The 12,258-nt window shown below is 53.2% G+C and carries 11 protein-coding genes; 8 read left to right on the top strand and 3 right to left on the bottom strand.

The window, feature by feature from the left end; all coding sequences use genetic code 11:
• Positions 1 to 51: 51 nt before the first annotated feature.
• From P40081_RS02300 to P40081_RS02290, 3 genes are all read right to left on the bottom strand, one after another.
• Positions 52 to 2,505, bottom strand: coding sequence for a heavy metal translocating P-type ATPase (locus P40081_RS02300; protein ID WP_042133037.1), 2,454 nt, complete (start codon positions 2,503 to 2,505; stop codon positions 52 to 54).
• 120 nt (positions 2,506 to 2,625) lie between these two features.
• Positions 2,626 to 2,826, bottom strand: coding sequence for a copper ion binding protein (locus P40081_RS02295; RefSeq protein WP_039299488.1), 201 nt, complete (start codon positions 2,824 to 2,826; stop codon positions 2,626 to 2,628).
• 355 nt (positions 2,827 to 3,181) lie between these two features.
• Complete coding sequence (locus P40081_RS02290; protein ID WP_042133035.1) at positions 3,182 to 3,571, bottom strand: metal-sensitive transcriptional regulator; 390 nt, start codon at positions 3,569 to 3,571, stop codon at positions 3,182 to 3,184.
• 166 nt (positions 3,572 to 3,737) lie between these two features.
• Between P40081_RS02290 and P40081_RS02285 the strand changes: the two genes are divergently transcribed.
• The 8 genes from P40081_RS02285 (at position 3,738) to P40081_RS02250 (ending at position 12,208) form a co-directional block, all read left to right on the top strand.
• Entirely contained in the window at positions 3,738 to 5,555 is a 1,818-nt protein-coding gene (locus tag P40081_RS02285; protein WP_042140682.1) for a diguanylate cyclase, read from the top strand.
• Positions 5,556 to 5,764: 209 nt separating this feature from the next.
• Positions 5,765 to 7,291, top strand: coding sequence for an MDR family MFS transporter (locus P40081_RS02280; RefSeq protein WP_042133033.1), 1,527 nt, complete (start codon positions 5,765 to 5,767; stop codon positions 7,289 to 7,291).
• A gap of 5 nt (positions 7,292 to 7,296) precedes the next feature.
• Positions 7,297 to 7,860 (top strand): PadR family transcriptional regulator, encoded by a 564-nt coding sequence (locus P40081_RS02275; RefSeq protein WP_042133031.1) that lies wholly within the window; start codon positions 7,297 to 7,299, stop codon positions 7,858 to 7,860.
• 230 nt (positions 7,861 to 8,090) lie between these two features.
• Entirely contained in the window at positions 8,091 to 8,309 is a 219-nt protein-coding gene (locus P40081_RS02270; protein ID WP_039299476.1) for a hypothetical protein, read from the top strand.
• A 55-nt stretch (positions 8,310 to 8,364) separates the two neighbouring features.
• Positions 8,365 to 9,342: an aldo/keto reductase gene (locus tag P40081_RS02265; RefSeq protein WP_042133028.1), complete on the top strand. Its 978-nt coding sequence runs from the start codon at positions 8,365 to 8,367 to the stop codon at positions 9,340 to 9,342.
• Between the two features lie 282 nt (positions 9,343 to 9,624).
• Positions 9,625 to 10,914 (top strand): hypothetical protein, encoded by a 1,290-nt coding sequence (locus tag P40081_RS02260; protein WP_042133027.1) that lies wholly within the window; start codon positions 9,625 to 9,627, stop codon positions 10,912 to 10,914.
• 1 nt (position 10,915) lies between these two features.
• On the top strand, positions 10,916 to 11,512 hold the full coding sequence (gene sipW, locus P40081_RS02255; RefSeq protein WP_042133026.1) for a signal peptidase I SipW: 597 nt from the start codon (positions 10,916 to 10,918) through the stop codon (positions 11,510 to 11,512).
• Positions 11,513 to 11,611: 99 nt separating this feature from the next.
• The gene (locus P40081_RS02250; RefSeq protein ID WP_042133025.1) at positions 11,612 to 12,208 is read left to right on the top strand and encodes a TasA family protein; all 597 of its coding nucleotides are present in this window, start codon (positions 11,612 to 11,614) and stop codon (positions 12,206 to 12,208) included.
• The last annotated feature ends 50 nt before the right edge of the window (positions 12,209 to 12,258 follow it).

Raw genomic sequence — 12,258 nt, 5'->3', positions numbered from 1 at the left:
TTATCGGCGCTCAAGTCCGGATCGCTCCGTCTGCAGCAGAAGCAGTGAACATTACAGCTTGACCCGCTGCAGCCGCAGCGCATTCAGCAAAACGGATACAGAGCTGAAGGCCATTGCTGCACCGGCCAGCCACGGAGCCAGGAAGCCCAGCGCGGCAACCGGTATGCCGATCGTATTGTAGGCAAGCGCCCAGAACAAATTCTGCTTGATATTGCGCATCGTCTTGCGGCTCATCAGAATGGCATCCGGAATGCTCAGCAGATCGCCGCGCATGAGCGTAATATCCGCCGCCTCCATCGCCACATCCGTGCCGGTGCCGATGGCCATACCGGTGTCTGCCGTTGCCAGTGCCGGCGCATCGTTGATGCCATCGCCAACCATGGCAACCTTGACTCCGCCGCTCTGCAGCCTGCGGATCTCGGCTGCCTTGCCTTCCGGCAGCACCTCTGCCAGCACCGTGCGGATGCCCGCCTGCTCGGCAATGGCCTGAGCCGTAATCTTGTTGTCCCCGGTGATCATAACGACCTCGATGCCCATCTCGTGTAGTCTGGATACCGCAGCGCGCGAGGTTTCCTTAATCGTATCCGCCACCGCTACGACACCGGCAATTTCGCCGTCAACAGCTACCAGCATCGCTGTTTTGCCTTCATGCTCAAGCCGGGTCATGATTGCTGTCCACGGCCCGATATCAAGGCCGCTCTCCTCCATCATCCGCCGTGTGCCCACGCTTACCTTCTGGCCTGCCACTACAGCAGATACGCCGCGGCCCGGCACAGCCTCGAACTGCCCTGCAGGCGGAAGCTCAATGCTTCTGCTCTTCGCGCCCGCAACAATGGCATCCGCCAGCGGATGCTCCGAGAGCTTCTCCGCCGCCGCTGTAATCGACAGCAGCCGGTTCTCGGCAAGCACCTTGCCCTGTGCTACAATGCCGGTACTGGTTACAATGTCGGTCAGCACAGGCTTGCCGTTGGTCACAGTTCCGGTCTTATCCACTACAACAACCTTAATGCCCTGTGCAGCTTCCAGATGCTCCCCGCCCTTGAACAGGATGCCGAACTCGGCTGCCCGGCCGGACCCCGCCATTATGGAAGTCGGTGTCGCCAGTCCCAGTGCACACGGGCAGGCGATTACGAGCACCGCGATGGCTTTCTCCAGCGCATCCGCGAACTGCCCGGGTGCGCCCCAGATATACCAGATTACAAAGGTTACAGCTGCAATCCCCACCACGATCGGTACAAAGATCCCGGAAATCACATCGGCGATCCGCTGAATCGGCGCCTTCGAGCCCTGCGCCTCTTCTACCACTCGAATAATCTGCGCCAGCGCCGTATCCCGGCCGACCTTGCGGACTTTGATCCGGAGCATGCCGTTTTTGTTCAGGGTGGCTCCTATAACCGAGTCACCCGGCTTCTTCTCCACCGGCATACTCTCGCCAGTCAGCATGGATTCATCGACGGAGGACAGCCCCTCGACCACTTCACCGTCTACAGGCACCTTGGTTCCCGGCTTCACCAGCACGAGATCTCCGATAACGACATCCTCTACGGGAATGCTCAGCTCAACCCCGTCGCGCATCACCAGCGCGGTCTTGGCCTGCAGTCCCATCAGGCTGCGTATCGCGTCTGAGGAACGCCCTTTGGCCAATGCCTCGGACCATTTGCCTACAAGAATCAGCGTAATCAGAACCGCACTGGTCTCGAAGTACAGCTCCACCGTATGGTGCATACCGCTCATGTTCAAGGAATCCACCGTCAGGTACAGACTGTAGAAATAGGCCGCCGAGGTGCCCAGCACCACCAGCACATCCATATTGGCACTGCCGTTCTTCAGCGCTTTGTAGGCATTGACATAGAACTGCCAGCCGATCAGGAACTGCACGGGAGTCGCCAGCACCAGCTGGAACCAGGGATTCATCAGCAGCTCTGGTGTCCAGATCCAGGAAGTGAAAGAGAAATGGCCCGCCATGGCCCAGAGCAGCGGCAGTGACAATATAGCAGAGATTATCCACTTGTTCCGTTTGTGCGTGATTTCCTCTCCGCGCTGGCTGGCGATATCCTTGCGGTCCTGCTTCAGCGCCGCCTTGTAGCCGATGCTGCTCACCTTATCCATAATCTCAGCTGTACTGATATTCCCCGGCGAATATTCCACATGTGCCGTCTCCAGCGCCAGATTCACATTCACTGCGGCAATCCCGGGCATCCGTCCCAGCACCTTCTCAATTCTGGCCGAGCATGCCGCACAGGTCATGCCCGTAATATCGAAATCCGCCGATTCCTTCAGCGTATCATAGCCGAGAGAACGGATCTTCTCCTCAATCTGCGGCACGCCAGCGACCTTCGGATCAAATCCCACCGTCGCCTGCTCCAGCGCCAGATTGACATTCGCCCGGGATACCCCCTCCATGCGGGACAATCCCTTCTCGATCCGCGCCGCACAAGCGGAGCAGGTCATCCCGGTAATCTGCAGCGTAGCCTGCTGCTGGACCGGTTCTGCACTCTTTTCCATGATTCACGCACCTCCCCATACCCCCAAGGGGTATATTTATCTTTAAAAGAAAAGGCATTGGCGCCCGGCCCTATTGCTCTAGGGTTCCCGGCTCCAAGCCCTTACATTACAATCCTTCACTTAAACTACGTCGTAGCCCTGATCCTCGATAGCCGCCTTGATTGCATCCAGGCTTACAGTGTTCTCGTCAAATTCAACCGCTACCGTCTTCGCCGGAAGATCTACCTTCGCCGCAGCCCCAACGCCGCTCACAGCTTTCTCTACAGCACTTACACAGTGACCACAAGACATTCCTTCTACATTCAATGTTACGTTCGACATTTGATTACCCTCCTAATGGTTTGAATAGCATACGCCTCCTGATCAGCCTCGAAAGCATACGCTTAATTTGGTTAGCATCCGCTTAATTGCCAGCGAATGCTTGGTTTGACGGCTCCCCGCATTGCCTGCAGAGTTTGATCTTGAGAAAAAATAATCCCAGATGAAAGTAACGGAGGGGAATTTTGAAACTGTAGGAGCGCCAGCGACCGCCTTTGTCCACGGATTTCTACCGCAAATAGCGGTTTAAATCAAAGAAATCCGGGGACAACAGCGGCCGAAAGTTCAAACATTCACCGCAGTTACGACCTCCATCAATAATTAGGACTTCTCCATTCAAACTCCCCAGGCCCAACCTCTATTTCATCAGCTTATTCACCGTAATCAGCAGCTCATCGATAACCTCATGCTCGCCGGCTTCGATCCGCTCGATAATGCAGCTCTTCATATGGCCTTCAAGCAGCAGCTTGCCGACACTGTTCAGTGCCGCCTGCACCGCCGCCAGCTGATTAAGCACATCATCACAGTAGGTATCCCGTTCAATCATGCCTTTGACGCCGCGGATCTGTCCCTCAATCCGGTTAAGCCGGGTGGTCAGTCCACTCTTGAATTCCGGGGAATGATGGCTCTTGCGGACGCCGGATGCAGAAGAATGGCAATCCTCGCCGCAATCATGCCCGGCATGCTCCTTCTCATTTGTTGACACAGGAATCAGCCTCCTCAAGTAACAATATAATATACCCCCCATGGGTATGTCAAGGCCTCACCGCAACTTATCTCCTTTATCCTGTAACACATGCGTATTTGTCATGATTTAGCAGGAGAATTCCCGTTTGAACGCGAATCTCCTAGAATAAAACATCTACAACTACGTGAATGGAGGAGGAGCAGTGCTCAAATCAATCATCAGCCAGATGCATCGCCGCAGGAGCTATTTGTACTCCTTTATCATATGCATTGCCGGGCTGGGCTTGTTCATTTATCAAACGGAACCGCAAATTCTTCAGCTCTCCTCATCCGGCTGGGGCTGGGTTACCGCCATGTCAGGCGCGGCCGTCCTGCTCACCGTCTTCACCTTCCAGCTGCCTCCGCAGGGGAACGGGCTGTCACTGGATTCTTCCATCTATCTGGCCTGTATCTTTATCTTCGGCGCCCCGTCCGCCCTTCTGGTTCTCCTGCTCTGCTCCATCGTACTGCTGTTCATCGAATGGGGAAGCACTCCGCTCTGGAAGCATCTCAATAATTTCGCCGTGTACTGTATCATGATCACTTCCGCAGCCTTTATCTTCTCGTGGTCCGGGGGCCGGCAGGGACCGCTTCTCAGCAGCTATCTGGCAGCATACCTCAGCGCTATGGCCATATATTTCATCCTGAACCTGCTGCTTGTCGGCTTCTTCTACTACATAATTTTCCGTGAGAATCTCTACAATACACTCAAAGCAATGCTGACAGACGCCGTACTGGCCTATTTGTGCACGCTGGTGCTCTCCCTGGTGCTGACCGTTCTGCTCTTCTATAACGGAATTACCGGCCTGGCCTTATTCCTGGGCCTCAGTGTACTGATCTCCTATTCCTTCAAACGGCTGTTCAGCATGTACCGTGACATTGAAGAGCGGGCTAACCGCGATCAGCGTACCGGACTGTTTAACCACAGCTATTTCGAAGCGGCGCTAGAAGAGGAAATGCGCAGATCGCAGGCAGGCGGCAGCGCACTCTCCCTGGCCATGATTGATATCGATGATTTCAAGAAATACAATGATCACTTCGGCCATCTTAAGGGGGACGGGCTTATTGTTTTTCTGGCTGAGCTACTGAAGAAGGAAACCGGGTCCACCGATATTATTGTCTCCAGATATGGCGGTGAAGAATTCACCCTGCTGATGCCGGGCTACGATGCCGTGACGGCCAGGCAATTCATCGAAAAGCTGCGCAAAACGCTCAACAATTCTATTTTTGAAGGCAGCGAGATCTTCCCGCAGGGCTGTCTGGCGTTCTCCGCAGGCGTAGCCGGATACCGGCCCGATGTCCACTTCAAGTCAGAGCTGGTCGACCATGCCGATCAGGCGCTGTACTATGCCAAAAAACAGGGCAAGAACATGGTCCACGTCTACGGCAACCAGTCTCTCTTGGAGCGCGACATCGATTTCAGTCAGGATGTGCGCGATATTGAGCAGCAGCTTAATCTTTTTATGTACAAGGATCTGGAGACCTTCAAGCATTCCAAACGCGTATTCCGCTATGCCATGGACATCAGCGAGCTGCTGGCGCTGGACAATCTCTCCAAACGGCAGTTCACGCTCGGCGCACTGATCCACGATATCGGCAAGCTGGAGATTCCCTGGGGCATACTTAACAAGAAGGATAAGCTCGCGCCGGAGGAATGGGAGATGGTCAAATGGCATGTCACCTGGGGCAAAGAGATGGCACTTACCAACGATAAATACAAGGATCTCGCCCCTTATATCGAGCTGCACCACGAACGGTATGACGGCAAAGGGTATCCGTACGGCTTCAAGGGAGAAGAGATTCCCCGGCTATGCCGGATGCTGACCATTATCGACTCGTTCGATGCCATGACCACGGAGCGTCCGTACCAGCCGACCAAATCGTTCGCAGAAGCTATTGTGGAGCTGCGGGCCTGCGCGGGAAGCCAGTTTGACCCGGAGCTGACTGAGCTGTTCATCAGGTACATAGAAGCCCGGGAGCTGCGTTCAAGCGATGCGGCCATGTAGGAAGAAGCATCTACCCCCGCTGCGGATAAAGGTCCGCCTGCGAGGGAATACCATACATAGAAGTCCTGCCGTTCTTGTTGTACAAGGGCGGCTTATTTGCGTCCACAGCATTATTTAGTATTTAATTTTGAAAAAAAGGATTGCCACCCTATTCAAATTTGAATATAATAAGATTTGCCATTGAATACTGAACGTAAAGGAGTCTGTAAATGCATACTAAAGAAAGCAATCTTAAGCTCGTCGTTGCCGGCCTGCTGCTCGGTATTCTGATGTCTGCCATGGATAATACGATTGTGGCCTCAGCTATGGGCACCATCGTCTCCGACCTCGGGGGACTTGATAAAATCGTCTGGGTAACCTCTGCTTATATGGTCATGGTTATGGCCGGAACCCCCATCTTCGGCAAATTGTCCGATATGTACGGACGCAAGCGCTTCTTCATCTTCGGACTGATCGTGTTCCTGATCGGCTCCGCCCTGTGCGGAACGGCGGCCAGCATCACACAGCTCAGTATTTACCGGGCGATCCAAGGGATTGGCGGCGGTGCGCTGATGCCGATCGCCTTCACGATTGTATTTGACATTTTCCCGCCGCAAAAAAGAGGCAAGCTCACCGGATTATTCGGTGCTGTCTTCGGGATCTCCAGCGTAATCGGCCCTCTGCTGGGCGCTTATATCACTGATTACGTCGGCTGGAACTGGATTTTCTATATTAATGTACCGATTGGTATCGTCTCCTTCTTCCTGATTATGACGTCCTACAAGGAATCCGTCTCCCATGCCAAACAGCGGATTGACTGGGGCGGCGCCTTCACGCTGGTGGCAGGAATTATCTGCCTGATGTTCGCGCTTGAGCTTGGCGGCAATCAGTATGCCTGGGATTCAGCAACGATTCTCGGACTGTTCGCCGGCTTCGCGGTATTCCTGATTGCCTTCATCTTCATTGAGCAGAATGCGGCAGAGCCGGTCATCTCGTTCAACATGTTCCGGGGGCGCCTGTTTGCCACCAGCAGTCTGCTCGGCTTGTTCTACGGCTCGGCGTTTATCGTAGCTACGGTATACATTCCGATCTATGTCCAGGGGGTATACGGCGGCTCCGCCACCAACTCCGGTCTGATCCTGATGCCGATGATGATTGGTACGGTAATCGGCAGCCAGTCCGGCGGTCTGCTCACCACCAAGACGAGCTTCCGCAACATCATGCTGTTGTCCGCAGTGTGTTTCGTTGCCGGTATCTTCTCACTCAGCACACTGACACCGGATACTTCCCGTCTGCTGCTGAATGCGTTCATGGCGCTGACCGGCTTCGGGGTAGGGTTCTCCTTCTCCGTACTCAGCATGTCATCCATTCACCATTTCGATATTCGCCAGCGCGGTTCAGCTACCTCCACCAGCACCTTCCTGCGCTCGCTCGGGATGACGCTGGGGATTACCATCTTCGGTATTATCCAGCGCAACAGCTTCACTTCGGAGCTTAGCACGGCCTTCGGAGACGGCGGCCAGGCCTCTTCCTTCGGCGATCCGCGTTCTGCGCTGACCCCTGAGGCCCGTGCACAGATTCCGGCACCGGTGCTGGAGAAGATCACAAATTCACTGTCTACCTCGATCGCACATACCTTCATGTGGGCTATCGTGCCAGCGGTGCTTGCCGTTATCTTTGTCCTGCTAATGCCCAAAGACCGGCTGACGATTCAGCCTAAGGAATCCCAGCCAGCTCCGGCTTCCGGGCAGAGGTAAGCACCATGTCCATGAAGCTGCTGATTCTGGGGCTGCTGCTGGAACGGGATATGCATCCTTATGAGATTACTCTCGTTATGAAGGAACGCACGATGGACCAGTTCATTAAGCTGCAGATGGGCTCATTATATTATGCAGTCGACAAGCTGGCCGAGGGTGGTCATATCGAAGCTGTGGAGATCATCCGCAGCGCGGACCGGCCGGATAAAACCATCTACCGGATTACGGATAAAGGCAAGGAGTTAATGGAACAGCTCATTCTGCAGCAGATCAAGAAGAGCGACCCCCTGTATCATCCGCAGTACATGGCCTTGGCATTCTCGCGCTACATTGACCAGGAGAAGGTGGAGATACTACTGGAGGAACGAATCCGCGAAGCGGAGCACCAGGTGAACTTCGCCTACCAGGTATACGAGGAGCATATCTCCATTGTGCCCCGTTCGGCGCTGCATCTGATGTACGGCCGGTATGAGCATAGCCTGACAGAGCTGAAATGGCTGAAGCGGCTCCATGAGGATGTGGCCGCCCGCAGGCTGAGTGACAAAGGCAGCCCGATTATTCCGCAATAAGTATAATTTCAGGAGGATTGTTCCGCCGCCGTTACAGGCAGCCGGGGCAGTCCTCCATTTCATTTCCAAAGCCTGTTCACACAGGAACCTGCGGTTTATCACAGGCCCCTGTGTTTAATTAGCCCGAATTGTGTTTATTAGGGAGCAAACTGCCGGCAAGGCTCAGGAGAATTCTCTAGCACATTTCCATCCTTGCCTTGCAAATAATCCGAAAGGGAAGTGAACTTAAGATGAGCCATAGTGACGATAAGAAGCCGATAAGAGACGAGCGTGACCATCCCGAGCAATACCCGACGGACAAACCAAGCTTATTCGACCTTGATGAAAGCGAACAGAATGTAGATCCGATTCCGGTCGAGGATCTGACACTCGAGAAGCAGGAGGAGAAGGATAAGGAAGGCACGAAACACCGCTCCTCCAGCGACAAGAAATACCATACCGGATTCTAAAGGTGTACACTTAATCTTAGAGCATTCAAAAGTTAAAGCTTATGGAGGGATACAATTGCTGAAAGCGTTACCACTTAATAAACGCGGAATTCCCGCCAGCCGCATTGCGCTGGGCTGTATGGGGCTTGGCGGAGGCTGGGACCATGAACCGGTTACAGCGGAGAACATAAAGCAGGGGCATGAGGCGCTGGATGCGGCGCTGTCGATCGGCATCAATTTTTTTGACCATGCGGATATCTATACCCGGGGCAAGGCGGAGAAGGTATTCGGACAGATCTTCAGGGAGCGTCCGGGTCTGCGTGAGGAGATCATCCTGCAGTCGAAATGCGGCATCAGGCTGATGGAGCCGGGTGATATCACCAATATGTTCGACTTCTCCAAGGAACATATTCTGTCCAGTGTAGACGGAACGCTCTCCCGGCTGGGCACAGAGTATATTGATATTCTGCTGCTGCACCGCCCCGACCCGCTGATGGACCCTGAGGAAGTCGCCGAAGCACTGCGCCTGCTTAAGACAGCCGGCAAGGTGCGCCACTTCGGTGTCTCCAATATGAGTGCTGCCCAGATCAAACTGCTGGAGACCTATTGTGACGAGCCCTTCATCGTCAATCAGCTGCATATGAGCCTGTCCAAAATCAGCTGGGTCGATGCCGTACTCAGCGTGAACCGGGAACAGTGGAAAGACCTCACGTTTCCTGAGGGTACAATAGAGTATTGCCGCGCGGGAAATATCCAGCTTCAGGCCTGGGGCCCGCTGGCCCAGGGGCTGTTCAGCGGAAGGCCGCTTGAAGGACAACCGGAGAACGTGGTGAATACAGCGGCCAGAGTACAGGCGCTTGCCGATGAGAAGAATACAACACCTGAGGCCATCGTCCTGGCCTGGCTGATGACGCATCCTGCAGCCATCCAGCCTGTAATCGGCACCGTCAATCCGCTGCGCATCGCAGCCTGCGGAGGGGCGGATAAGATTGAGCTCTCCCGCAAGGAGTGGTACGAGCTGTACGTCAGCTCACGCGGAGAGAAGCTTCCTTAAGGAGCGGACTTCATTACAAAAGGAAAAGGTTATGCTATCCGTAGTTATTATGCGGATAGCATAACCTTTTTTGTTCTCAATAAAGAACATTTGTGAAAAACAGCGATATATCAAGAAAATTAAAGATAATCAGATGCATCCGTGCTTTATTGCGAACAATTCGCTGAAATTGACATTTCTCTTTTCCCGGGTGTGCAGTGTATGATTTCATTACGAAGACGTTCTTAATAAAGAACGAATATAACGAATATCAATCAGTAAGCCATGAGAGGGGGCCTACCTTTGTACCCCAGATCCGCCAAACGGCGTAAACGGAAATACACGAAACTCGGTCTTCGGATCCTGCAATCCGGTGTGGCTGTATCTGTTCTTATAATGTATACCTCCAATCAGATTGGCAGTACTTACGGAGAGTATAACACTTCCCAGGAACAGAACACCTCTATCGGGCTCTGCTCCGTATTTCCGGGCCAGATCGAACAGCTGCTGTCAGAGTTCAGCGGACATGTCCGCACAATTACCCAGCTGAAGTCTTCTCTTGGCAGCCACATTACGAGCGGGAACTATAACACTCCCCCGGTCTCTGAAGAACTGTCAGCGGAGGAACTGGATCAGATCTCCAGTGAGATCTCAGAACAAATCCGGCTGGCAAGCGATACAGTTAGCGCACTGGATACACAGCTGAGCCTCAATGCAGGTATCTGGCAGCAAATTCTGCAGGAAATTGGCAGTGCAGCAGCCATTCTGCATCAACTCGGAGGATATATGGTTAATCTCGAACCCAATTGCCTGGAAATCCGTGACGCCCGGTTCTTCGAACAGCTGCAGGAAGGTCTCCATCAAAGCGGGGTGCTGTCGGAATCCCTGACGGATACATTAACGGGCATTGTGCATTATCTGAATACGATTCATGATTTCGGCGGCTCGCTGCCGACCGGTAATCCTGACCGGGTGCTTCTCCGGCAAGAAAGCTTCGGCTTCCCTGCCGAGGAACCGATTTTCTCACTCATGGCCAGAGCCTACAATGCAGACCCCAATGTATCTCCCGCCTTACAGTCAAGCTACGATCAGTTAAGTGCAGAATTAACAGCCTCCAGAGACAACCTATCGTCCACAATCTCCACGCTGCAGGAACAGCAGGTACACATTGCTGAAGCGAAGGCGGCGCTGGAGGAGAAAGCCAAGGCTGAAGAAGCGGAACGGCTGGCGCTTGAGAAAGCCAAGGCTGAGGAAGCGGAACGGGATGCACTGGAGAAGCAGAAACAAGAGAACGATCAAACCAAGAATAATCCGCCCGCAGCCAGCATTCCTGGAGAAGATAAGACCATCGATGAACCTGCTATAGAAGCTCCTGAGGGAGAAAAACCGGCTCCTGCACCCTCACCGGATGCAGAGGTTACCGCTCCGCCTGCCACACCGGCACCGGAAGCCAATCTTCCGGAGGCGACTCCAGCGGCAGACTCACCTGGGGAGCTCCCGGATAGCGGTACAGATACCGCGCAGCCAACAGCTACAGTTACACCTACAGCTACACCTGCTCCACAATCGGATACCAGCAAAGGCGGGGAATAATATGCGCATTAAAAAGATAGTCAGCACCACATTGTCCACACTGATATTTATGATTTTCCTGGTGCTGGTAACAGCAGTAGTCATCTCCAAAGCCTCCGGAGGCGAACCTTCCTTCTTAGGCTATCAGATCAAGACGGTGTTATCCGGTTCCATGGAGCCGGGCATCCAGACCGGATCTATAGTAGCGATTAAGCCGGGCGGGGATATGACCCGTTTTCAAAAAGGCGATGTGATTACTTTCATGAATTCCGATAACCTCCTGATTACACACCGTGTGGTCGATGCTTCAATAAACAGTGCCATAGGTGAAGCCAGCTATACCACCAAAGGGGACAATAACGATGCAGCCGATACCTCAGCGGTCAGCTCAACAAATGTGGTAGGCCAATATACCGGCGTCACCGTCCCTTATGTAGGATATGCCATGAATTTTGCGGTCTCCAAAGCCGGAAGCGTAATGCTGATGATTATCCCCGGGCTGCTCCTGCTCCTCTACGCACTGTATTCCTCCTGGAAAGCCGTAGCGGCACTGGAGAAGAAGAATGCAGGGCCAGCGGTGACCGGCGGACCGGATACCCTTCCAGACATTGTGCAATAAACCGATTGTCCTCTCCCGTTTACGAAACGCGGAGCAACAATAAATTTTCCCCGAAGACAGGTAAAGACAAAAAAAGAACGATGAGAGAGGGATGAACAAATGAACGTTAAAAAAACATTAGGTCTCGGCGTTGTATCGGCAGCACTCGGATTAACCCTGGTCGGCGGAGGAACCTTCGCTTACTTCAGCAGTACCTCCACCACTGCAGCTTCTTTTAACAACGGAACTTTATTACTTAATTCGGACCCCTCCGTTATTGTCAATCTCAGCAATCTTAAACCGGGGGATACGATCCTAAGAGATTTTAAATTGAAAAATGACGGAACGCTCAATATTCCCAAAGTTGTTCTGCGTACCTCATCTGTCATTACAGATGCCCAGGGAGATAACGGCGCCCATAATCTCAAAGACGATATTATTGTGACGTTCCTAGTTAACAAGGATAAGGTAACATCACCTGTTCTGGTCGTTTCACTGGCCGAACTTGAGCAGCAAAGTCCGGATCTTGTAGCCAAGGGAATTCTCGGCGGAATCTTTGGTGTAGAGAATGGGGGCATCAAAGCAGGCACCTCAGATAAACTGAGCGTACAGTTTGCCTTCAAGGAAACCTTCCAGCCGCAAAACTACTATCAAGGCGATACACTGGCCCTGACCCTGAACTTCGAAGCCAACCAGGAAAAAGGCGCCCTCAAATAATCTATCTGTATATGCATTCCTGATCACCGATCTTAAAAAAACATAATATA

This window comes from Paenibacillus sp. FSL P4-0081 (assembly GCF_000758565.1).
In the GTDB taxonomy this organism is placed as follows: domain Bacteria; phylum Bacillota; class Bacilli; order Paenibacillales; family Paenibacillaceae; genus Paenibacillus_AQ; species Paenibacillus_AQ phytohabitans.
Note: the sequence above shows the minus strand (reverse complement) of the source record. Positions and strands in the feature narration are given on the sequence as shown.

Excerpts from the sequence above, each read along its gene's own strand:
- P40081_RS02275 (WP_042133031.1), top strand. The coding sequence starts at position 7,297 with ATGTCCATGAAGCTGCTGATTCTGGGGCTGCTGCTGGAACGGGATATG.
- sipW (WP_042133026.1), top strand. The coding sequence starts at position 10,916 with ATGCGCATTAAAAAGATAGTCAGCACCACATTGTCCACACTGATATTT.
- P40081_RS02250 (WP_042133025.1), top strand. The coding sequence starts at position 11,612 with ATGAACGTTAAAAAAACATTAGGTCTCGGCGTTGTATCGGCAGCACTC.
- P40081_RS02280 (WP_042133033.1), top strand. The coding sequence starts at position 5,765 with ATGCATACTAAAGAAAGCAATCTTAAGCTCGTCGTTGCCGGCCTGCTG.
- P40081_RS02285 (WP_042140682.1), top strand. The coding sequence starts at position 3,738 with ATGCATCGCCGCAGGAGCTATTTGTACTCCTTTATCATATGCATTGCC.
- P40081_RS02270 (WP_039299476.1), top strand. The coding sequence starts at position 8,091 with ATGAGCCATAGTGACGATAAGAAGCCGATAAGAGACGAGCGTGACCAT.
- P40081_RS02290 (WP_042133035.1), bottom strand. The coding sequence starts at position 3,571 with ATGGGGGGTATATTATATTGTTACTTGAGGAGGCTGATTCCTGTGTCA.
- P40081_RS02295 (WP_039299488.1), bottom strand. The coding sequence starts at position 2,826 with ATGTCGAACGTAACATTGAATGTAGAAGGAATGTCTTGTGGTCACTGT.
- P40081_RS02300 (WP_042133037.1), bottom strand. The coding sequence starts at position 2,505 with ATGGAAAAGAGTGCAGAACCGGTCCAGCAGCAGGCTACGCTGCAGATT.